This window comes from Pseudomonas sp. KH_046_2, from assembly GCF_057838985.1.
On sequence record NZ_CM174480.1, the window covers coordinates 2,332,643 to 2,355,744 of the forward strand.

Sequence of the window (23,102 nt, forward strand, 5' to 3'; positions counted from 1 at the left end):
CAAAAACCGGATTGCCGAGGTGCATCAAGCTGGCCATGGGTCTGCGTGATCCGAAATTCCAATAACAATTGTCAGAGCAACTGCCTTGAGCACGTTGCAAGGATCTCGTATGACGAAAACAACAATGCCCGTTGGCGCGGGCGGCCAAACCCCGCCGATTCCTGGTTCGGTGTTCATCACCGGGGCCAATGGTTTTATTGGCAAGGCGTTGCTGCGGCGCTACAAGGCGCTGGGCGCGCAAGTACGGGGCATGGATCTGCTTGCCGACCCGGACAACGATGTCGTTGCCGGGGACCTGACCCGGCCACAGATCTGGGCCGAGCATGCCAAGGGTTGCGATTTGTTCATCAATACGGCGGCGGTCGTATCGCTGGCTGCGCCGTGGAAGCGCTATCGAGAAGTGTCGGTACAGGGCGTTCGCAATTGCCTGAATGTCGCGATTGCCGGCGGTGCAACGCGTTTCGTACACATTTCTTCAATTGCGGCGCTGGGCTGGAACTACCCGCAAATGGCCGACGAATCCTGCGATGTGGTGATTGGCAATCAGTATCGCTATGGCGTGGCCAAAGGCGCGAGCGAGCACGTGGTGCTGGCCAGCCATGCGGCCGGTGAGATCGATTGCACGGTGGTACGCCCAGGGGATGTGTACGGTCCGGGCTCGCGCGCCTGGTTGATCGAGCCGCTGAAAATGGCCAAGGCCGGCGCATTGATTTTGCCCAACGGCGGCAAGGGGGTTTTCACGCCGGTGTACGTCGATGATTTGCTCGACGGCATCATGCTGGCGGCGGGCCTGGACCAGGCACGCGGGCATATCTTCCATCTGAGCAGTGCCAGTCCTACAACCTGTAAGGCTTTTTTCGCCAATCACTGGCGCTGGGCCGGGCGCAGCGGCGCGCCGCGCACGCTGCCACTGAGCCTGGCGACAGCGCTGACCCACCTCATCTGGTGGGTGAACGGTTTGTTCAACATCAACAGTGAAGTCACCCCGGATGCGATGTACATGCTGGCCCGCAGCGGCGATATCTCGATCGCCAAGGCGCGGCGCTTACTGGGGTATGAACCGAAGGTTTCGCTGGAAGAAGGCTTGCGCCGCTCCGAGGACTGGTTGCGGGTAAATGGCCAGATCATATCCTGACCGGTTGCTTACTTGAGTGAGCCAAAGGGCAGCCAATGGCTGCCCTTTTTGCATTCATCCACTTCAGCGAGTGTGTTTGTTGAACACCAGCATCGAAGCCAGCGCCGGCATCAACAGCAACGCACCCACCATGTTCCACAGGAACAACAGCACCAGCAACAGCCCCATATCCGCCTGGAATTTAAGGACGGAGAACGACCAGGTCGCAACGCCCAATGCCAGGGTGATGCCGGTAAAGGCCACCGAAGTGCCGGTGGTTTTCAGCGCTTCGAAGAAAGCCGCCTGGAACTTCAATCCCTGGTGCAGAAAGCCTTCAATGCGGCTGTACAGATAGATGCCGTAGTCCACGCCAATGCCCACGCCCAAGGCAATCACCGGCAGCGTGGCGATTTTCACCCCCAAGCCCATTTTCGCCATGACCGCTTCACACAGCACGGTCGACAGGTACAGCGGCGCCATCAAGGCGAAGGTCACCTTCAGCGAACGGAACTCCCAGAGCACCACCAGGCTGATGATCACGAACACCAGGATCAGCATGGTTTTTTCCGATTGCTGGATGGTAATGTTGGTCGCCGCTTCGATCCCGGCGTTGCCGGCGGCTTGCAGGATTTCGAATTCGCCTGTGTCGTAACGGGCGGTGAAGGCATTCACGGCATCGACCACCCGAGTGAGGGTTTCAGCCTTGTGGTCGGCCAGGTACAGGCTGATCGGCGCCACACTGCAGTTGGGGTCGACGAATTCGCCGGGGACATTGGAGCGGGCATTGTTCATGACGAACTGGTCACGGGAAAACTCGGCCCATTTCGGATTGCCTTCGTTGCGCGCCAGAATGTTGAAGCGCATGGCGTTGTACAGCGATTGCACCGACTCCACACCCGGCACGTCGCGCAGTTGCTGTTCGAACTGGTTGGCCAGGTCGGCGGCGGCATACCGTGAACATTGTTCTACCGGGGTCTTGAACATCACCACGAAAACATCGGTGCTGGTGGTGTAGTGATCGAGCAGGTAGGCGTTGTCCTGGTTGTAGCGCGACTCCGGGCGGAACTCCGGGGCGCCTTTGTCGAGGTCGCCGATCTTCAGGTCCTGACGCGCGTAATAGCCGATGCCGAGCAGGATCAGGCTGATCACGATCAGCGCCGTGGCGCGACGCGGCTGAACGATGCTCGCCACCCGGCGAAACACCGGCCACGACGATCGACTGCGCTTGAGTTGTTGACGCAAGCCCCGTGAGCTGACGCCGACATAAGACATCAACACCGGCAATAGGAACATCTTGGTGAAAATCGCCACGAACACGCCGATGCTGGCGGTGATCGCCAATTGCTGGATCACCCCGATGTCGATCACCAGCAAGGTGATGAAACCGACGGCGTCCGCCAGCAGCGCGGTGGTGCCGGGAATGAACAGCGCACGGAAGGTCCGCCGCGACGCTTCGATGGGCGTCACCCCCTGGCTCATCTCGCTCATCATCAGGTTGATGTTCTGCACCGCGTGACTGATGCCGATGGCGAAGATCAGGAACGGCACCAGGATCGAATATGGGTCGAGGCCCAAGCCCAGCAGGCTGAGCAGGCCCAACTGACAGACCACCGTCAGCAGGCAGGTCAACACCGTCACCGCCGTGCTACGCCAGCAACGGCAATACCCATAAAGCAGCGCGCTGATCAGGCCGACGGTCAAGGCGAAGAACAGGGCAATGTCGCTGGCGGCGGCAAGCAGGTCGCCAATGATCTGGGCGAAGCCGATCACCCGAATCGTCACGCCTTGCGCCGCGAAGTGTTCGCGAACCTGGGTTTCCAGCGCCTGGGTGAGGGCGCCGTAGTCCAGCGGCTTGCCGGTTTCCGGGTCGCGTTCGAGCAACGGCACGCGGATGATCGCCGAGCGGAAATCATTGGCCACGAAGCTGCCGATCATGTTGGCGCGCTGGATATTACGTCGCACCTGCTCCAGCGCTTGCGGGCTGCCGTCGTAGGTGTCGGGAATCACCCGGCCGGCGCGCAGGCCTTCGGTGGTCACTTCGGACCACAGGGCATTGGGCGTCCACAAAGACTTCAGATTGCTGCGGTCTACACCGGGGATGTAGAAAATCTTGTCATTGACCTCGCGCAGGGTTTCCAGAAACTCCCTGGTGATGATGTGGCCCTTGGGGTTCTGCACCAGCACCCGCAGGACGTTGCTTTGCGGGCGCAACACGTCTTCGAACTGCAGATAGTTGGCAATGAATGGATGCCCGGTGGGAATCATCCGCGTGAAACTGGCGTCCGGTCGCAACGACAGCGCGGCGATGCCCAGCACCACCGATGCGATCGCGAAAAAAGCCAATACCAGCAGGCGATGACCGAACAGCAGGCGCTCGGTGAAGCCCACGGCACGTTGCATGGCGCCGATCTTGATCGGGTCCTGATGGAGGGGGGCGTTCATTGGGCGTGTTCCTTGAAGGGGATCATGGGCAGCACTTGCAGGCCCGCAGCGCCGACCAGCAACAGTTGCCCGGAGCGGGTCTCACTGACATTCAGTAACGCTGCCTTGCTCGGCGCGCGCCATTGCTCGAAGGTCTTGCCATCGGCGCTGTACAGCAACACACCACCTTGCCCCGCCAGTACCACGGCACCGGAAGACAACTGCTTGACCCCGTACAGGCTGGCTTTGACCGGCAAATCACGAGGCGTCCAACTGACGCCGTGATCATCGCTGACCAGCAGCGTACCGCCGAAACCTGCTGCCAATACCTGGCCGCTGGACAGTTTGGCCAAGGTGTACAGCGAGGCATCGGTCGGCTGTTGCGTGGGTTGCCAGTGCTCGCCGCCATCGGCAGAGCGATAGAGACGGCCACCTTCGCCAGCGACCAGCAAGCTGCCATCGACCAGGCCAAGAATGCTGTTCAGGTGCAGGCGATCAGGGTTATCCAGACCATTGGCCACCTGCCACGAAGCACCGCCGTCGACAGTCTTGAGGAAGATGCCGTAGGCGCCGACCACCCAGCCTTCGCGGGCATTGCGAAACCACAGGCCCAGCAGTGGACGAGAAGGGCCAGCGTCACTGGCCGCCTGCGCGTCATCCAATGCAAACCGGGCATTGTCCAGTTCGGTGGCAAGGTGTTGGTTATCCGGCGCTGCGCTGGAAGCCTGTTGCGCACGGGCCATTTGATTTTCGGCAGCCTCGAGCAGCAACGGGTTGATGGCGCGGCCATCGAGTTGCTTGTTCCAGGAGCGGCCGCTATCGCCACTGTGCAGGACCACACCGTCGTGGCCCACGGCCCAGCCATTTTGTCCATCGACGAATTGCACGGCGGTCAACAGCAGATCGACCGGCACCTTGGCTTGTTGCACCCGGCCGCTGGCATCGCGCAGCAGAATATGACCCGCCGCACCGACCATCACTTGTTGCTCACCGGCAGGCTGGACATCGCTCAACAGCGATTGAGTGGCAAACGCGGTTGCCTGCGACGGGCGCTCCAGGCGGTCGTTCAACGTTGCAGCATTTGCAGCCGTACCACCCAGGCAAAGCAGCAGGGCGAAAGCGGGATGTAGGGGGAACTTGAGTGTCATGGCGCACCCTGTTTTTTTTGGGGGGGGGACGTAAAACGGGCGGCCAGCCTGTGCCAACCGCCCGGCAAGCGAAGTAGGGACTAGCGGCCGCTGCGACGCAGGGCGGCAGTGCTGAAGTCCTTGAGATCGGCCTTGATGCCGAACTGCGCGCGCTTCTCTTCGTTTTCCAGGCCCGAAACGATGTATCGCCGCGCCTGCAAGTCATACGAGACGTCGCTGATGTGAATCGCCGAGAGCACGTCATAGCGCTGCAGGCTATGGGCTTCCTGCACACGCCACAACTCGCCGCGACCGTCATACAAGTCCGCCGCCAGAATCGCCCAGCTGTCTTCGTCGATGTAGAACACGCGCTTGCCATAGATATGACGCTGGCCAGGCTTGAGCGTGGCTTCTACCACCCAGACACGGTGCGGCTCGTAGCGAATCAGGTCCTGATTGAGGTGGTCGGGCTGGATGATGTCACCGTACTTGAGGGTGTGGGAGGCCAGTTTGTAGGTGTTGTAGGCCACCAGCATGTCTTTCTTGCCGACCAGCTTCCAGTCATAGCGGTCAGGCGCGCCGTTGAACATGTCGATCATGTCGTTGGTGCGCAAGCCTTCGGACGTCGCCACCGGCGAGTCGTAGGAAATTTCCGGGGCGCGCAACACACGGCGCTGGCCGGGGTTGTAGGTCCAGGCGAGGCGGGTTTCAGTGGTCTGGTCGATGGGCTCATGCACAAGGTTCTGGCTGCCCGCGACGCTTTCCGGGGAGGTGACCTTGCCCAGGTAATAGTAGAGACGGTTCGGTTCCGGGTTGCCCATGGCCGAGGCCATCATCACCGAGACGTCACGGCGCACCGGGGTGAACTTGCCGTTGGCCTGCACCACCATCTCGGTCGGGTAGTAGTGATAGCCGCCGGCACGGTAGCGGACCATGTGGTTATAGATGGCTTCCAGCCCGGTCTTGGGGATCGGGAACGGCACAGAAGTGCTCTGGTAATTGAGCATGCCGTTGCCATTGTCGGCCAGCGACACTGTAGCCGCTTCCTTGCGGATTTCGGCGTACTCGCTTTGCGGCAGGGCCGCCGTGCGATGGCTCGGATAGACCTGTATCTTGAAGGTCGGGTACTTCTGCAACATGGCCTGATAGCCCGGCGTCAGCTCGGCTTTGTATTGGGCCATGTTGGCCGCTGTCACGGTGTAAAGCGGTTTTTCACTGGCGTACGGGTCGACATAATCCTGGGCCGGGTTGTAACCAGCCGGGGCAGTGCTCAGGCCGCCGCTCCACGCCGGGATGGTGCCGCTGGCATTGCCGGCTTTTTCCGCACCGACCGGGGTCAGATCAGTGCCAAGGCGGGCGATGTCCTTGGTGTCCAGTGCGGCCAGCGCCTGGGCGCTGGCGACACTGATCATGGCACCGAGAAGGGTGAGGCGAAGCAGTTTTTTAGGGTTCATGGTGAAGTCTCGAACTAGAAGCCCATGCGCAGGCTGAGAGAGATGAAGTCCTTGTCGGTGGGAGCGAAAGGAGTGTTGCCGGTGCCCGACCAGGACACCTCGGCGGAGTAGTCCTGCAAGTAGTCGGCGCGCAGGCCGACCGAGCCCAGCAGACGGTCTTCGACGAAGTTGCCGTCGTAGGACCAGCCCTTGACGTCCTGACCGAATGCCATGAACGGCGACAGGTTGACCCCGGCGAACACGCCCGGGTAATTCAACTGGGCACGCAGGCGATAACCCCAGGAGAACTGGCTGGTGTAACCATCCCTGGAGCAGGCGTACTGCTTGTATTGCTGCACGGTGACGCCGGCGGCGCAGCCGGCCGCGCTGCCGGAGGCCAGGTCGCTGCCGTATATTTCCGACTTGTTGTAGCGCCGGTCCGACTGATCAGGCAGGTCGTGCATGTATTTCATGGCGGCTTCGCCCATCAGATTCAGGCTGTCGGCACCGAGTACCTGCGGGATGGACTTGATGAAGCCCAGAGAAAACTGGGAAATCTCCAGACGGTCGTAGCCGTTGTAGACCGAACCCGGAGTGGCACGCAGGGCATCATTGCCCAGGGTCAACGGCTGGCCGATAGCGGCGCCAGTCGCTGCGGCGTTGCCGGCGAAGGCCGGAATCAGGTCGCCGGTGGCCAGTTGCACAGGCTGGTTGGGGCGATAGCTGTACTCACCGAATACCGAGGTGCCCCACAGGTTGGTGGAGAAACTCAAGCCGAAGATACGGATGTCCTCGGGGAAATCGGCAAAGTACGTGGCGTTTCTGGCCGCGTTGCCCGGGGCCAGGTTGGGATCACGCCAACCGGCACCCGCCGGACCGTAAAGGTCGGTGTTGATGCTGGCGTATGGCGAGCGCGAGTGAATGTTCATGGCGTAGGCGCCAAACTCGGTGTCGATGGTGTCGGCGAAGTAGCGCAAGGACACACCGAACTGGCCGCTGTCACGGGGATCGTTGTCCGGAGCACGACCGATGTATTGGCCGGCGGCATAGGAGGCCGGGTCATTGGCGCCCGCGCGCGGAACGCCGTAGCAGCCGTCGGTGATGTAGTCGTTGCTGGAGAAATACGTGCCGCAGCCTTCCAGGGTCGAGGCTTTCCATTGCAGTTGATAGAAGGCTTCCAGGCTCAGGTTGTCAGTCAGGCCGAGGTTGCCGTACAGCATCGGCACCGGCACCAGCGCTTCCTTGAGTTGCGCGCCGGGACGACGCAGGGCCGCGGTATCGACCGGGTTGATGGCGTTGATGCCGTTCTGGAAGAACAGGCCTTCACCCCAGTTGATCACCTGATTACCAGCCCGGGCATTGAGGGGGTGACCGGCAAGGTCAAAGTCGCCGAACACGTAGGCATCGAGCAACTCGATACCCTGGAACTGCGCGAGATCGTCGAAGTGGCTGTCATTGAGCGTGCTGTTGGCTTTGTAGCCGTTGGAAGAATGGCCGAAGTCAACGTTGTGGTGGTTGAGGGTGTAGTCGTACCAGGTCTTGGCGCGGATGAACGCGCCGTAGTTGCGCCAGTTCAGCTCCATTTCACCGAGCACGGTCACAGGGGACGACACCAGGTCGCCCTTGCCCCAGTTCAGGCGGCTGTCATCGACGTTGCGCGCACTGTTGGGGTTGTACTTTCCGGCGTTGCCGCGACCGATGCTGTCGGCGTTGCCCTGGAAGATGTAATTGCTGTTGGGGTTTTCAGCGCTCCACACTGAGCCCACGCTGATACTGCCATTGGCCCGGCCACTGACTTCTCCCCATTGAAACTCAGCCGCGTGCACGGTCTGCATGACCGCCAATGACAGCGGAGTGAGGGCTAGAGCGGTACGGGCCAGCAAGGTGCGACCACGGATTGGGATCATAAGAATGCCCTTCTGATTTTTATTGTCGGGGGCTTGAAACAGGCGCGGTTTACCTGGGGCCTCGGGCCTCTGCATTACGCAGGGGCGACAAGGTGAACAAGCTCGCAGAGATGATGGATAGCGGGGAGGGGGAATTCAGTGCAGATCACGCCAGTGATTTACCAAATGCTGTCAGCGTCACTCTTTGACGCACACACAAGACCTGTGGGAGCGAGCTTGCTCGCGATGAGGCCGGCACACCCAACATGGATGTCGACTGACACTCCGCCATCGCGAGCAATCTCGCTCCCACAGGGTTATTCGTTGAGTGACAGAAATCGGTCAGGACCGCACCTTCTGCTGCTTCAGCCACTGACGTGGGCTGACCCCGAACCAGCGCTGAAAGGCCCGGCTGAAAGCACTCTGGTTGGCATAACCCAGCACCTCGGTGAGTTGCATCAGGGTCATGTCCGACTCTTCCAGATAACGCAAAGTCATGGACTGCCGGGTGTCGTCGAGCAAAGTCTGGAATGAGGTGCCTTGCTCGGCAAGGTGGCGTTGCAGGGAGCGCGGGCTCAGGCGCATGAAGTCGGCGATGTAATCGATGGTCACGCGGCCGCTGGGCAGGAAACTGCGCAGCAGTCGCTGGATGTGGCCGGGCAATTGGTTGCTGTGCAGGCGGCTGATGTTATCCAGGTGCTGTTGCATGAGGCGGTGCAGCGCCGGGTCGGCATCGCTCAACGAAAGGTTCAACAAACGGCTGTCGAACATCCACGCATCGAAGGCACTGTTGAACCGAGGTACCACGCCAAGTAAACGACGATAGCGTACGGGATTGACCGCCGGCGAGTGCTGGAACATCGCCACCGCCGGTTGCCAGCGGTTGCCGAGCAGGGTGCGCATCAACTGGTGCCCGACCCCGACCACCAGTTCACTGACATGGCGGCTGCCGGGCAGGTTTTGCGCCTCGCTGGCGTAGTAGAGTAGGGCATGTTCTTCGGCCTGATGGACCACGACATCGCCATAGTTATCGTGCACATGAAAGTAACGCCCGAGGTCGCTCAGGGCGTCGCCGACGCTTCTGGCATTGCGCACCAGGTACAGCAGCGAGCCGAAGATGCCCACGCCCTGATAGAGACCGAATTCCAGCCCGAATATCGGGTTGGCGCTGGCTTTGCTCGCCAGTTCGAGCACCAGGGCGAAGCGGTGAAAGGAAATCAGCGCGTCCGGATTTTCCAGGACATCATGAGGCAGGCCCGCTTCGCGCAACAGCGCGTCGGAGTTGATGTTCTGGCTGCGGGCGAAGTCGTTGAAACCATGGAGGGATGACGCGCGGGTGAGGTAAGTCATGTTGATTAGCTTGCCTGTGTAGCGGGCCGCGCCGCGGCGCGGCCCTCGGTTGAATCAGAAACGCCAGGTCACGCCGCCGCCGATGATATGCAGTGCGCTGTTGGGGTACTGCCCCGACAGGGTTTCGCCTGAACGTTTGCTCTGCTGCACATCCATGTCGCCGAGCCAGACCAGCGTGTAATTGACATTGACATCCATGTCTTCGGCGAGTTGATAGTGCAGGCCAGTGGCCAGGCGCCAGGTCTCGTTCATCGGGTTGTCGACGGTGCGGTCCTTGTCCTTGACCGCCGAACTGTCGTAGGCCACGCCCATGTTCCAGCGCAGTTTCGGACTGAGCTGGTTCTGCGCGCCGAAGGACAGGTGCCAGGTGTCCTGGTACTGACGGCTCACCGTGCGCGAGGTCGTGCCGGCGACGCTGTCGACGGTGACGCCGATATCACCGAAGTCACTCCAGTCTTGCCAGTTCGCCGAACCGAGCAGGGTCCATTGCTCGTTGAGTTGGTGGCCCACGCTCAGGGTCAACGTCTGCGGGATGTTTATGTCGAGTTCCAGGTTGTCCACGTCCAGACCGGACAGCGCCTGTTTGAGCAACGGATTCTGGATACCCTTGGCGTGTGGCGAATCGTCGAAGTCGAGTTTGACCTTGCTGGTGTAAGCCAAACCCAAGGTCGTGCGCGCATCCAGTTGGTAACGCAACCCCAGATTCAGCCCGACACCCGTGGTGGTGTCCTTGTACTGCAACTGACCATCCTGCTTGAAAGGACTGATCGGCAGCAGCGCATTGTTGTCCACGGCCATTTCGGTGTTGTAGTAACCCACCACCAGGCGTGGACCGATGCCAACCGACAGATCGTCGTTGATCTTGTAGGCGAAGGTCGGTTGCATCGAGATGCCCAGCAGGGTCGATTTCTGGGTGAAGTAACGACCGGCCCAGTCATCGTCGTAGTTCACGCTCAGGCCGAAATTACCGTACAGGCCGAAACCGATGGTGGCGCGGTCGTCGATTTGATGGCTCATGAAGAAACTGCTGCCCGGCAGGATCGGCAGCGGGTTGCCGCCTTCGTTGCCTGAAAAGTCATTGCCGCTGTCGCGTTGGAAACCGAGGTCACCGAATACGGCCTGGCCGTTGAGACTGACCTGAGTGCCCTTGAGGGCGGCGATGCCGGCGGGGTTGGTCATCAGCACGCTCGGGTCGCTGGCCAGCGTCGCCGAGCCGGCATTGGCCAGTCCCGCGCCTTCCTGGCCGACCTCGTAGAGCTGGATGCCGCCCGCCAGCACCTGATTGGTGCCGCCAGCCAGGGCAAGGAGGATCAACGAGTGAATGGACTTCATCAGTTTTTACCCATCACCAATGGCGGTGGCGTCCAGTCACCCTTGATCAGCGCCGCTGACGGGCCGTAGGCGCGGATGGTCAGGGCAAATGCCTGTTCCGGCGCGGGCAGCCAGTTGCCCACTTTGTCTTCCGCCGGGCGCTGGTGCTGGATGTACAGGGTCAGCGAGCCGTCGGCGTTGTATTTCAGGTCTTTGTTTTTGGTGCCGGTCGAGTAACGCTTGATCTCGTTGGCGGCGAAGAAATGCAACTGGTCATACAGGGTCAGCGACCAGAAGCCCGACACCGGCGGCGTCTGCCCGGCCGCGAAAGTCAGGGTGTAGTTGCGTTCGCCAGTGAGTCGCTGGCCGTCGCCGTCCTCTTCGCGGAACAGGTAGGTGGTTTCGTTGACGTGGTTTTCGAAGATGTTGGATTTGGCAATCGCCAGGCGTGTCAGGTAATCGGTGCCGAACGCAGCATTGTTGAACGGACGATTCCAGCCATTGGCGATGCGCACGCCGTTACTGCTCAGGTAGAACAACGGATCGACCAGCTCTTTTTCGCTTTGCTGCGCTGTGTCTTGCAGCACCTTGGCGATGGCCGGATTCGCCTCGCCGGCGGCGATCAGCGCACGGAACTGCGCATACAGCGATTCTTCGCCCGGCAGTGGCGGTACTTCGGCCAGCACACGCTTCAACTGCGCGAAGAATCGTTCTGGCGTCACCCATTTGGTTTCGCCGGCCGGCTTGTCAGCGGCGGCCTTGGGCATCGGCAGCTTCGGCAGCTGTTTCCAGTCGATGGTCTTGACCTTGCCGTCGAACGCCGACAACGGGTACATGGCGATCTGATTGAGCACCGGCTGAATCGCGTCACGATCCTGGGCGGTGTCTGCCATGAATACGCGCGGGATCACCACGCCGGTATTGGTTGGCGAGCGCAACACGGCTTCGACACCTGCGGGTTTATCGCCTTTCCAGTCCGGGCCGACGATCAGGTAGAAACCCGGTTTGCTGCCGTAGATTTTCGCCACCTGGGCAAAGCTGTCGGTGCGCTGGTCGGCCAGTTCGAACATCCAGAAGCGCTCGCCGAAATCCGGGACTTGCAGGATCACCGGGGCTTTGTCCAGCGCCAGTACGCCGAAACCGTAGACCACGTCCTGGTTGGGGTGGGCGACGATGCGGATATTGGGGTCGATGTAGTCCGACAGCATCGCCAACTGATTGACCGGCGCGACCGGTGTCGGGCCGAGCAGGCCGATGGTCGGCACCTGTTCGTACATCATGCGCCGGGTTTGCAGGTTCACCAGCGGCCACCCCCAGGCGTAGGCCATTTGCGCCACGGCGCGGGCGTAACCGGGCGTCATCACGGTGTTGGCCACCGGGCCCTGGGGCATGAGCGTGCCCGTCGCGGTGGCCGGCAGGGCAACCAACAAGCTGCTGATGGCCATGGCGGTCAAGGTCATGCGCATGAATTTTGGTGTGCTGAGCTTATTCAATGGTTTCCACCTGCGGTAGTTCGTAGTTGCCCTCCAGGACTTCGCCCTTGGGTTGGTAGAGCCTGAGAATCATGTAGAACGGTCCCTTGGGAGCCGGCAGCCAGTTGGCGGCGAACTCACCATCGGGTTTTTCGGCTTGTAACGGCACCTCGAACGAGCCGTCGGCACGGACCTTCAAACCCTGGGTATCGGAGCCGAGCTTGTAGCGGGCGATGGGGTTGTCCACCAGCATCTTGTCCACGGCGTTGTAGATCGTCAGCGACCAGAAGGCATCCACCGGCGGCGCACTCTTGAAGCGCAACACGTAACGCTTGGCACCACTGAGCTGCTGGCCTTTGGCGTCGGTGGATCGCAGTGGATACATCGCTTCTTTCTCGCCCTGGCCGCCCAGGTAAGGACCACTGACCAACGCGCGCAGCGGATAGTTGGTGCCGAAGTGATCGAGCCCCGTGGCCCAGGCCCAACCGTTACGCTGAGTCGCCGCCGTGGCCAGCGCCGACACCGCGACTTTCGGGCCGTCGGCCAGTGCGCGCAGCAATCCGGCCTTCTGAGGCGGCGAGAGCCGCGATGGATCGAAGCCCTTGGCGGTCAGGCCGAAACGGGCGAACTGGGCAAACAGCGCCTCGTCGCGCGGGCCCACCGGGTTGTCCTTGAGCGCCGCCGCCAGTTCGCGGAAGAAGTCCAGGCCATCGTCGCTGGCCACCGGTAGCGACGGCAGTGATTGAGGCTTGGGCTGATAGTCGCGGTTGTCGCGTTGCGACAGCGGGCGCAAGGTGAACTGCTGTTGCAGGGCATGCAGCGGTGCGAAGTCTTCGCCGTCCTTGACGTGCAAACGCCCCCAGAGCCAGACCTTTTTGGTGCTGACATCCAGGCGTTTCAATCCCTCGGGCAGGGTGCCTTGCCAGCCCGGTGGGACAAGCACGTAATCGCCTGCGGCGGTGCCGGTGGTACGGCGACCGACGTAGTGCTCCAGCTCCTGCCACATGTTGAACACATCGACCACGTAGTAACGGTCGGCGGTGTCCGGAACGTGCAATACGTAAGGCTCATCCAGTTGCACCACCGAACTGAGGTACAGCGTGTCGTTGTTCGCCGTCGGCATGTCCTTGGCCGCAGGCGTCGCCAGCGATTGCGCCCAGCCCAACTGGTTGAGCGGGGCACGATAACTGGTGGCCGGGCGTGGGCTCGGCACCGAGGTGTAGTCGCGCATCACGCGCTCCATGCGTACCAGCGGATAACCCCAGACGTAGGCGTTGATGCCGTTGGCGTACGCATCCGCTTCCAGCCCGGCAACGATGTTTTCCTGGCTGGTCGGCATGCTCAACAGGATATCGGGCGTGCCCTGGGCGAATGCTGCGCTACTCATCAATCCGCTGCCCAGCAGGATCGTCGCGATGGCGCAGCCTAGCGATATGGATTTTTTCGACATGAAAACACTCCCATGCGCTCGGCGGACGCCCCGAAGGGGCGCCCGGTTTCGCATGTGCTGATAGTGAGAAAAGGTGTTAAGCAGGGTGTCGCGTCAGTTCGACATAGAGGCCATGCCGATACCACCCGCGCCTTTCTGCGACGGCGGGAAGTCCTTCATGCTCTTGGCAAAGGCCTGCATGTAGGGTGCGATGATCGGAATGATCCAGCTGCGCTGCTGCTGCCAGCGGAAATGGTCGCCGGCCTCCGGGGAGCGCTCGTATGGGTCGACCTTGATGTCGATGACCAAACCGCCCGGAATGTTTTTCGCTTCCTCCATCCATTTGTCTTTGATGGCGGTGTGGACTTTCCACTGATCGACCCGCACGGCGTTCATGTGGGTTTCGCCAAAGAAGAAGAACTCGTGGCGGTTCGACTTGCCCTCGGAGTTGGTCAGCATGTCCAACTGGTTGTAGCCGTCCAGATGGTTCTTGAAGGTCTTGTCATCGACTTGCAGGCCGGTGAGCAGTTTCTCTTTGACATCTGCTTGGCCAACGGCGGCCATTAGCGTCGGCACCCAGTCCTCGGAGGTCATGAACTCGCCGGTCCAGGTGTTGGGCTTGATGTTGCCGGGCCAGCGAACCAGCATCGGCACGCGGAAACCGCCGTCCCAGGTCAGGCCTTTTTCACCGCGGAACGAAGCCGCGCCCGAGTCCGGCCAGTGGGACAGGTTGACCCCGTTGTCGGAGGTGAACAGCACGATGGTGTTCTTCGCCAGGCCCTGGTCATCCAGGGTTTTCAGCAATTTGCCCACCAGGAAATCGAGCTGCATGATCGCGTCGGTGTATTCGGTATGGCCGCTTTTGCCCAGCCACTCGTCACTGACGTGGATTTTCTGGTGCATGCGCGACGGGTTGTACCAAAGGAAGAACGGCTTGTCGGCGGCTTTCTGCTTCTTGATCCAGTCAATCGACAGGTCGGTGAACTGGTCGTCGACGCTCTTCATGCGCTCGATGGTCAACGGACCTTCATCGGTGATCTTCTGCTTGCCGACACGACCCCAGCGCGGGTCGACAGTAGCGTCGTCGACGGTGGTGGCCACGGAGTGGATCATGTTGCGCGGGATGCCCGGGAAGTTCGGGTCTTTGGGGAAGTTGGTCATCTCGGCGATTTCCATCACGTTCAAGTGATAGAGGAAGCCGAAGAACTCATCGAAGCCATGGACGGTCGGCAGGTATTCGTTGCGATCGCCGATGTGCGACTTGCCGAACATGCCGGTGGCGTAACCCTGGGCCTTGAGTAGTTGCGCCAGGGTCACATCGCTGTCCTGGATACCGACTTTCGCCCCTGGCTGGCCGACAGCGGTCAGACCGGTGCGAATCGGATACTGACCGGTGATGAACGCCGCGCGGCCGGCAGTGCAGCTCGGTTGCGCGTAGTAGTCCGAGACCATCATGCCTTCCTGGGCGAGGCGGTCGATGTTGGGTGTGGTGACGGCACCGAGCCCACGGTTGTAGGCCGAGACATCCATGGGCGCCATGTCGTCGACCATGATCACGACGATGTTGGGTTTTTCGGCAGCCTGGGTAACGCCCATTGCCGCGAGGCTCAAGCCGATGCCCAGCAGGGCATTTCGAAGTAAGTGCATTTTGAATTCCTGTTCATGCGGGGACGGCAAGCCAGAGCCAGTGTGGTTCAGGTATGGCCGTTGCGCAAAAATGAGCGGCGTGGGTTTAACGCCTGACAAGAGGCCTCAACGCCGCAGTAGGCTGCCGTGTTTGGCATGGCCGACGTAAAACGCCGGCCGGGTGCCAGGAAACAGCCAGAACGGCGTCATTTCGGACGATGGAAAGATGTTCGGGAAACGCGGGTCGCGCTTCGATGGCCCGGCCACGGTGGCTTCCTGAACCATGGAGATGTACTGGTCGACGGCGTTTTCCAGGGTGTTGCCGTTGATGATCACTTCGGTGCCGATCATCCGCGCGTAATCGGCCACGCCGCTGGCACTGGATAGGTGAGGCGCATAGGCATCGACGCTGACGCCGTTTTCGCTGGTCACCCACAGGCCTTCGTCGGTGTGCACGACGATCGAGTGATTGCCTTCGGTGTGTCCCGGCGTATGCATCAGCGCCACGCCGTCACCGAGCATGATCGAGCCGTCGAAACAGATCACCTTGTCTTCCGGTACGCCGGCGATACCGCTCGGGCAATACCAGTCGGCCTGGTAGGGGTTGAGGTCTTTGGTCGACTCCCACTCGCGCCAGTGAACCAGCAATTTGGCGTTGGGGAACAACGCCGGTTCTTTATCGGTGCCCAGCCAGCGGCGGATGTCCTGAGTGTGCAGGTGATCGTAGGTGATGTAGTCGATGTCTTCGGGGCGCAGGCCGAGGCGGGCGAGGATCTGCGGCACGCTGTTCTGGCGGTTGATGATCAGCTTGGTCAGCCAATTGGCCGTGCGGTCCTGAAGGCGCCGGAAGAACGGCGTTTCACCGTTGCGCTCATGGTCCGAAGGGGACACCAGCAACGTCTTGACCCCTGCAGGGGTGTCGAACTGCACGACAAACAGGCGATTCTGGATGTGCATGTACTCGACAAAGCGTTCCCGCGAAAACGCATTGCGCAGGCCATAGCGAACCGGGTAGGGCACTTTGACCAGATTGAACGATTCAAAGTAGCGGGCCTTGGGGCCATTCAACATGTCCTCGCGAAACTGCAGGGCGGCCAAGCGGGTGTCTTCGACGCGCGCCTGCTGGCCGGCAGCGGCACGGGAATCTTCGAAGTGACGGATTTGTTCAAATGCACTCATGTTGCAGAATCCTGTGGGTGATAGGGGGGCGGATCAGTCGTTGAGCTCGGCGCAGTTACCGCGCAGGCGCTTTGCCAGATTGCGGTCGACGATCCAGCGTTGCAGCGAGGTGCATTTGCGCGCCAGTGCACGGATCAGCCTGGCCTTGAACCCAGGCGTGATCATGAATTGCCGGCGCTGAATGCCGCGCAGGATCCCGGCCACGGCCTGATCGACCGTCAGCACCCCGGCGACCGCGTTGAGCGAACGGGTAACCGGGCTGCCGTGTTGGCGCTCGTAATCGAGCAGCGGCGTCTGGATTTCGCCGGGGCAGACCACCGACACGTCGATGCCGCAGAGTTTCTGTTCGGCACGCAGCACTTCGGCCAGACCGACCACGCCGAATTTGGAGGCGGCGTAGGCCGACTGGGTGTAGCTGCCGACAATCCCGGCCAGGGACGCCATGAACACCAGATGCCCCTGAGGCGAAAGGTGCTTGAGGGCACTGGCGGCGAAGTTGCGGCTGCCGATCAGGTTGACATTGATCACCTGCTGGAAGGTCTCAAAGGACAGTTCGGTAAACAGCGCATTGCGCATCAGTCCGGCGCAGTTAAACGCCAGATCCGCGGGGCCCTGCAGGTCATGGGCATTGGCCATGGCCGTGTCGACCAGCACCGGGTCGGTGATGTTCACCTGATAGAAACCCACCGACTGACCCGGTGCGGTACAGGCCGTTTTCAGGCGGACCAGTACCTGCTCGGATATCTGCAGGTCGAAGATCGCGACGCTCGAACCTTGTGCAATCAACGCCCGGGCAAAGCCCAGTCCGATGCCGCTGCCCGCACCGGAAAGGTAGGCAACCCGGGGAACGCGATACTTCCAATTCGTCATGACTCGACCTGCAGAGTAGGAGTTGAGGTTGCCCGGCACAGCCGCATCGGGCGTCAATTCATTGGCCACCAAGTTATCTTTTCGCGCCGTGAACAACTTGATAAATGGCGAATGAAAGTTGATATTTTACGAACGTGCTTGATGCGCTGCCGAAAGCTGCCGCGCCACGGGCGTGGCCGACATGAGCCCGACCCTCCAGTCATTGCCACTCGGTTGCTGATACAGACTCAAGCCGAACTCCGGCAGCACTGCCAGCAGATAGTCGAAAATGTCAGCCTGGATGCGCTCGTAGTCGTCCCATTCGGTGGTGCGGGTAAAGCAGTAGATTTCCAGCGGCACGCCCTGCGCCGTCGTTTGCATCTGGCGAACCATGCACGTCATGTGCGGCGCAATGTCAGGGTGGTTTTTCAGGTACTCCAGGGCATAGGCGCGAAAGGTGCCGATGTTGGTCATCCGCCGGCGGTTGGCGGACAGCGCCGGCACATTGCCCTGGGCTTCATTCCAATGCTTGAGCTCGGATTGCTTGCGGCCCATGTAGTCGCTGAGCAAGCGCACCTGGTTGAGGTTCTGCTCTTCGTCCTTACCCAGGAAGCGCACGCCACCGGCGTCGATGAACAGGCTGCGCTTGATCCGGCGTCCGCCGCTGGCCTGCATGCCGCGCCAGTTCTTGAACGAGTCGGCCATCAGTCGCCAGGTCGGTATCGAGACGATCGTCTTGTCGAAGTTCTGCACTTTGACCGTGTGCAAGGTGATGTCGACGACGTCGCCGTCCGCGCCCAATTGCGGCATTTCGATCCAGTCGCCGACCCGCAGCATGTCGTTGTTGGTCAGTTGCACACTGGCGACGAACGACAGCAGGGTGTCTTTGTAAACCAACACGATCACCGCCGACATAGCGCCAAGACCGGACAGCAGCAACAGCGGCGAGCGGTTGATCAGCGTGGCGACGATGATGATCGCGCCGAGCACGAACAGCACCATTTTCGCCAGTTGCACGTAGCCTTTGATCGAACGGGTACGGGCGTGCGGGGTGCGGGCGTAAATCACCAGTAGGGTATCGAGCACGGCGTTGATGGCCAGCACCAGAAACAGCAGGGTGAACGCCAGCGCGACATTGCCCAGGAAGTTCTGCGCCTTGTCACTCAGCCCCGGTACCACGTTCAACCCGAACTGGACCAGCAGCGAAGGGGTGATCTGCGCGAGGCGATGGAAGACCTTGTTATCGGCCAGGTCATTGATCCAGCGCATCGACGGCTGGCGACCCAGCAACCGCGCACCGTGCAACACCAGATAACGGGCGACCCGTCCAAGCACGAGGGCAACGAATACCAATGCCAGCAGCGTCAGGCTGGCGTACACATGCGGGTGTTTGTCGAGCGAGCTCCAGAAGGTCTGAAGGTTGAGCCAAAGCTGTGGGAAGTTCATATCTGATCGATTCCTTTGCGGCTGGGAAATGGCGCAGCAGTCAGAAGTGGTATTTCAAACCGACCTGGGCGCTGACATCGCGGTAGTCGTCTTCACCGCTCTGCACGCCGACCTGGCCCCAGGTGCTCCAGTGCTTGCCCAGCACCAGTTGTGCGCCGGTCTTGAACTCGTACCGATTCTTCGGATCGCCGCCCTGCATGACGCTGTCATTGAAGGCCACGGCGTTGTCCTGGCTGTTGTGGTACCAGTTGACGGTGGCGTACGGCTGAACCTTCATGCCGCTGTCCAGATCGATCTGGCCGTAGACACGCACACCGGTGCGCGTGGTTACGCCACCGGCCTGGTCGGATTTGACTTCTGTGCCATTGGTTTCCTGATGGTCGTCATTGTCGTAGTGGGTCGCAGTCACCTGCACCTGAGGTTGCACGTAAACCCGTGAAGTCTCGTTGGAGAACACGCTCAACGAGTAACCCGCTTCGAGGGAGCCGGCCAACGTGCGCGAGTCATAGTTCTCCTTGTCCAGCCCTTCGCCTTGCACGCTGTTGTCGTAGCGACCGTATTGCAGCCAACTGTCCAGGTACAAACCCGTTGCCGCGTTGGGGTCGGCGAACCAGGTGGCGTAGACACCGACCGCCGTGCCATCGACTTCACCCTTGGAGCTGTAGCCGGTCAGGTTAGAACGGGTGGTGTTTTCATTGCTGCCGGTGCCGACCATCACGCCCATCAGGCCACGGCTGTTTTCACCCCAGTGCACCAGGTCCGTACCGATCTGCAACACTGAGGTGTCGCTGTCGACGTCCAGTTGATCCTGGCCCCCAGTGTAGTCGGCGTCGTTGCGGCTGACTCGCACCCACAGACTGCCGAGACGATTGTCATCGATGCGTTGCGGGTCCAGCTCTGGCGTGCCCAAGCGATCGTGCATCGACAACTGGAACATGTTCACTGCGGCTGCCTGGTTGCCCAGGTAGCTGCCCACTTCGGGGCGATAAACCGGCACCGAAGGCGAGGTCGGATCTGTCGGGTCGCTCGGCAGTTCGGAGCGCAAGTACCAGTCACCGTCATTCGGGTCGGTGTAGCTGCCTTGATAAAGGAAGTACTCGTTGGTACCACCCACGGCCCGGCCGGCCAGGGAAAACTCGGCATTGGACTCACCGTCGACCTGGATCAGTTCAATGCCATCGGTGGTGCCGGTTCCCATGCCGCCGACATTGTTGACATGCACATACGCCTGGCCGGATGTGTCACCTTCGACGTGCAGCATGTCGGTCCCGGAGTCGTCGCCGTTCAACTCGCTGTTCATGAACAGCACGCCGCCGTCGCTGCTGAAGTCGCCGCTGACGGTGAGGGTTTTGTAGTCGCCGTTGGTGGGGCGGGCGAAGACCACGGCGCTGTGGTCCAGGCTTAATTGGCCGACGGTGGAATCGCCCGTCATGGTCCATTCACTGCCGCCACTGAGTAACAGTTGGTCGACAGCCCCGTTGGTCGAACCTTGCCAGCTCGACAGGTGATCCATCGACAGGTCGGTGGTGGCCGTTATTTGGCCGTCACCGTTGCTGTCCACACCATTGATGTCACCTTGGGCACGAACCCGGTGATCCATGGACAGGTTGACTTGCGAACTTTCATCGTTGACCTGGACGAACACGCCATTGCCACCGCTGGCCTTTGCGCCATTGTTCAGGTTGATCGTGGTCGCTGCATTGCCTGCCGCATTGACCTCGATTGCACTGTCTTTAGCGCTGGACAGCGAACCGCCATCAACTGTTAGCGTGCCGCCACTCAGTTGCGCGGCGGACGAGCCATTGCCTTGGGCATTCACGGCGCTATTGGTCAGCGAAACGCTACTGCCGTCACCCGAAACCGCAACGGCGGCGGCATTGTTGCCAGTGCTGGTGACCTCGGAAGTGCTGGCCTGGATCACGCCGCCATCCTCGGCAACCAGGCCAACGGAATTGTCACCGGTCGTGGTAACCCGACTGCCACTGATGAACACGGTGCTGCGCACGCCAGCGCTATTGATGCCGGCTGAAACGACGCCCGCGGAATTCTGTCCGGTAGTGTTCACCGTCGCATCCGTCAGGCTGGCAACGTGACCATTGCCGACTATCAGCCCAATGCTCTGGTCGCCATGGGTGGCGATGCCGCCGCCGGTCATATTGAAGCTGGTATGGATGGAGTCATTGATCACATTGACGCCATTGGCGCCGGTGCCAGAGGTGGTCACCGTGCTGTTTTGGCTGGTCACACTGCTGCCGTCGCTGACCACGATGCCGATGCTGCCGTCGCCGCTGGTGCTGATGGTCGAATCCGTGAGGCCGACCCGACCGCCGCCCTGGGCGATCACGCCCGCAGCGTTGTTGCCGGCGGTATTGACCGTGCTGTCAGTCAGCGTGATGACCGGGGCTGATCGCCCGTCATTGACCTGGCCACCGGCAACCACGCCAGCCGAGTTTTCCCCTTTGGTCGTGACGCTCACATGGTCTGCGTCGATACGGCTGTCGCTGTCGGCAGCGGCCATGCCCACGGCATTGTCGCCTTGAGTCGTCACCTGGCTGTCGCTGATCTTGACGGTCGTGCCGGTTCCGTTGACGCCATTGGCCAATACCCCGACCGCACCGGTTCCAGTGGTGGTCACGGTCACGTCATTGGCTTGCAGGTCGCCGCCGTTGCGCGCCACTAACGCGCTTTCGCCGGCCCCAGTGGTGTCGTAGTCACCCGGCGCGACGAGCAGACCGGTGCCGTCCGCGATCTGGGACTGCGCCATGGCGCTCACAGGGAGCAGCAAAGCCACCAACAGCGGGCCGGCAAGACGTGCGGCACCAGTACCGGTGCGTTTGCCGGCAAGTTCCGAGGCCACGACAAATCGACGGACAGCGCGATTCCAGATCACGCGATAAAGCTTGTTCATGGAAGGGATCCTTTTGCCCGCCCGAACGAGTGCACGCATGGACAACGACTGGCTCATGCAGCAGCAGATTCAGGATTGAATGACTCTGCGCAAGGGCAGATCGAGGAAGGTCGAGACAGGAGTAAAAGCGCCCTGGAACCTCAGGTGAAACCATTCAGCCAGGCGTGCAAGTTTACGCAGGTTGAGTTTTTTCGACTTGACATTAGGCGAATAAAAATTGATCTATTACGAACCAAGAAGAGCAAGGATGACGCATGTTCCTGTTACGCAGTGGTGCAATCGAGGGTTACAGCACCCTCGTGTCCCAGCTTGGGCAGAACCCGGTGAACCTGCTGCAGGACGCCGGGATGGTCGTTGCCCAGCTGCGTCAGCCCAACAACTATGTGTCTTACGAAAAGACCGCGGATTTGCTCGATGAAACCGCGCGTCAATGCCGGGAGCCGTTGTTCGGCTTGCGTCTGGCTTCTCGCCAGAACCTGTTGGTGATCGGTGAAGTGGCGCTGTCGGGCAGCCGGCAGCCAACGGTAGGCGATGCACTGACCTTCGCCCGGCAGTACCTGTATTTGCATGCCAGCGGATTGCACCTGGAGATAAGCAAGCGGGGAGAGCGTGCCGAGGTTCGCCTGAGTTTCGATTTTACCAATGACAGTGGTTTGCAAAACATCAGTCAACTCAGCGCGGCGCAGCTGTTTAATGCGGTGAAAATCCTCACCGGCGCCGATAGCCCGCAGATTCGCCTGCACCTACAACAAGGCGCGGCGAAAAGCCCCGGCTGGCAAGCCGCCAGTGCCTACGGCAGGGTGCGATTCGACAGCGCATTCGACGGCATCAGTTTTCCATTCGAATACCTGAAGCGCTCGCCGCTGGCCGATGAGGAGTTGATGCGTGAACACTGGTTGCATCGCATGCAACTGCTCAAGACCCAGTACCCGGACAACCTCAAGGCGCAGGTCTGCCATTTGATCGGCAGCCTGCTGCACACGGGGGAATGCGGTATTGAAGCCGTCAGCAATTCACTGGGCCTGCAACCTCGGGTCTTGCAGAAGCGCCTGAAAGCCGAAGGCAGCAGTTTCAGCCAGTTGCTTCAGGAAACCCGGCTGGAAATTGCCAAACAGAACCTGCTGCGGGACAAAACCAGCATTACCGATCTGGCGCTGAATCTGGGCTATGCCGACGTTTCCGTGTTCAGTCGGCACTTCAAACAATGGACGGGGCTCTCTCCAAGAGCCTGGCGCTCGCAACAAGGGCCGGCAGCGCAAATCTGACAACCGTTCATCGCTCAACTACGCTGTGATGCGAACCCTGATCTGAATTTTGTGAAGCAAAAAATGACGCATGCTGAGCAGGTTGCTCGCTGTATTGTTGACTGTTTTTGGGTTGTGCTGGGTGTGGACCTCAAGGCGTCGGCCCGGGAACTGGAGGCGGTGTGCGGGCCGATTATTATTTTTGTGGTGGCAGGGTAGTGAATGTGGGTAATTTGCGCGCGACTTGAGTTTCGTTTTCAGAACCCACTTTCCCGCATAAACACCGCCAGCAAATGCGTCGCGCCGT

Annotated in this window: 15 protein-coding genes; 2 read left to right on the plus strand and 13 right to left on the minus strand. The window is 60.7% G+C overall.

Going from position 1 to position 23,102, the window contains the following annotated elements; all coding sequences use genetic code 11:
• The first annotated feature begins 109 nt into the window (after positions 1–109).
• Positions 110–1,135 (plus strand): NAD-dependent epimerase/dehydratase family protein, encoded by a 1,026-nt coding sequence (locus tag AC3IX1_RS10580; protein WP_489388117.1) that lies wholly within the window; start codon positions 110–112, stop codon positions 1,133–1,135.
• A gap of 63 nt (positions 1,136–1,198) precedes the next feature.
• Here AC3IX1_RS10580 and AC3IX1_RS10585 read toward each other — a convergent pair whose 3' ends face one another.
• The 13 genes from AC3IX1_RS10585 to AC3IX1_RS10645 form a co-directional block, all read right to left on the minus strand.
• The gene (locus AC3IX1_RS10585) at positions 1,199–3,556 is read right to left on the minus strand and encodes an efflux RND transporter permease subunit (RefSeq protein ID WP_489388118.1); all 2,358 of its coding nucleotides are present in this window, start codon (positions 3,554–3,556) and stop codon (positions 1,199–1,201) included.
• Positions 3,553–4,683: a WD40/YVTN/BNR-like repeat-containing protein gene (locus AC3IX1_RS10590; RefSeq protein WP_489388119.1), complete on the minus strand. Its 1,131-nt coding sequence runs from the start codon at positions 4,681–4,683 to the stop codon at positions 3,553–3,555. The genes AC3IX1_RS10585 and AC3IX1_RS10590 overlap by 4 nt, the downstream gene beginning before the upstream one ends.
• An 80-nt stretch (positions 4,684–4,763) precedes the next feature.
• Complete coding sequence (locus AC3IX1_RS10595; protein WP_489388120.1) at positions 4,764–6,116, minus strand: DUF1329 domain-containing protein; 1,353 nt, start codon at positions 6,114–6,116, stop codon at positions 4,764–4,766.
• 14 nt (positions 6,117–6,130) lie between these two features.
• The gene (locus AC3IX1_RS10600; protein ID WP_489388121.1) at positions 6,131–8,002 is read right to left on the minus strand and encodes a DUF1302 domain-containing protein; all 1,872 of its coding nucleotides are present in this window, start codon (positions 8,000–8,002) and stop codon (positions 6,131–6,133) included.
• 321 nt (positions 8,003–8,323) lie between these two features.
• The gene (locus AC3IX1_RS10605) at positions 8,324–9,331 is read right to left on the minus strand and encodes an AraC family transcriptional regulator (RefSeq protein WP_489388122.1); all 1,008 of its coding nucleotides are present in this window, start codon (positions 9,329–9,331) and stop codon (positions 8,324–8,326) included.
• Between the two features lie 54 nt (positions 9,332–9,385).
• On the minus strand, positions 9,386–10,663 hold the full coding sequence (locus AC3IX1_RS10610) for an OmpP1/FadL family transporter (protein WP_489388123.1): 1,278 nt from the start codon (positions 10,661–10,663) through the stop codon (positions 9,386–9,388).
• Positions 10,663–12,135 (minus strand): DUF1254 domain-containing protein, encoded by a 1,473-nt coding sequence (locus AC3IX1_RS10615; RefSeq protein WP_489388124.1) that lies wholly within the window; start codon positions 12,133–12,135, stop codon positions 10,663–10,665. Before AC3IX1_RS10615 ends, AC3IX1_RS10610 begins: the two co-directional genes overlap by 1 nt.
• Positions 12,128–13,564 (minus strand): DUF1254 domain-containing protein, encoded by a 1,437-nt coding sequence (locus tag AC3IX1_RS10620; protein WP_489388125.1) that lies wholly within the window; start codon positions 13,562–13,564, stop codon positions 12,128–12,130. Before AC3IX1_RS10620 ends, AC3IX1_RS10615 begins: the two co-directional genes overlap by 8 nt.
• A 93-nt stretch (positions 13,565–13,657) precedes the next feature.
• Positions 13,658–15,190: an arylsulfatase gene (locus AC3IX1_RS10625; RefSeq protein ID WP_489388126.1), complete on the minus strand. Its 1,533-nt coding sequence runs from the start codon at positions 15,188–15,190 to the stop codon at positions 13,658–13,660.
• Positions 15,191–15,295: 105 nt separating this feature from the next.
• Positions 15,296–16,348 carry an MBL fold metallo-hydrolase gene (locus AC3IX1_RS10630; RefSeq protein ID WP_489388127.1) on the minus strand — a complete coding sequence of 351 codons (1,053 nt, stop codon included), beginning with the start codon at positions 16,346–16,348 and terminating at the stop codon, positions 15,296–15,298.
• A gap of 33 nt (positions 16,349–16,381) precedes the next feature.
• Complete coding sequence (locus tag AC3IX1_RS10635; RefSeq protein ID WP_489388128.1) at positions 16,382–17,218, minus strand: SDR family NAD(P)-dependent oxidoreductase; 837 nt, start codon at positions 17,216–17,218, stop codon at positions 16,382–16,384.
• Between the two features lie 126 nt (positions 17,219–17,344).
• The gene (locus AC3IX1_RS10640; protein ID WP_489388129.1) at positions 17,345–18,643 is read right to left on the minus strand and encodes a mechanosensitive ion channel family protein; all 1,299 of its coding nucleotides are present in this window, start codon (positions 18,641–18,643) and stop codon (positions 17,345–17,347) included.
• A gap of 40 nt (positions 18,644–18,683) precedes the next feature.
• The gene (locus tag AC3IX1_RS10645) at positions 18,684–21,551 is read right to left on the minus strand and encodes an autotransporter outer membrane beta-barrel domain-containing protein (RefSeq protein WP_489388130.1); all 2,868 of its coding nucleotides are present in this window, start codon (positions 21,549–21,551) and stop codon (positions 18,684–18,686) included.
• Between the two features lie 254 nt (positions 21,552–21,805).
• Between AC3IX1_RS10645 and AC3IX1_RS10650 the strand changes: the two genes are divergently transcribed.
• On the plus strand, positions 21,806–22,816 hold the full coding sequence (locus AC3IX1_RS10650) for a helix-turn-helix transcriptional regulator (RefSeq protein ID WP_489388131.1): 1,011 nt from the start codon (positions 21,806–21,808) through the stop codon (positions 22,814–22,816).
• Positions 22,817–23,102: the final 286 nt, after the last annotated feature.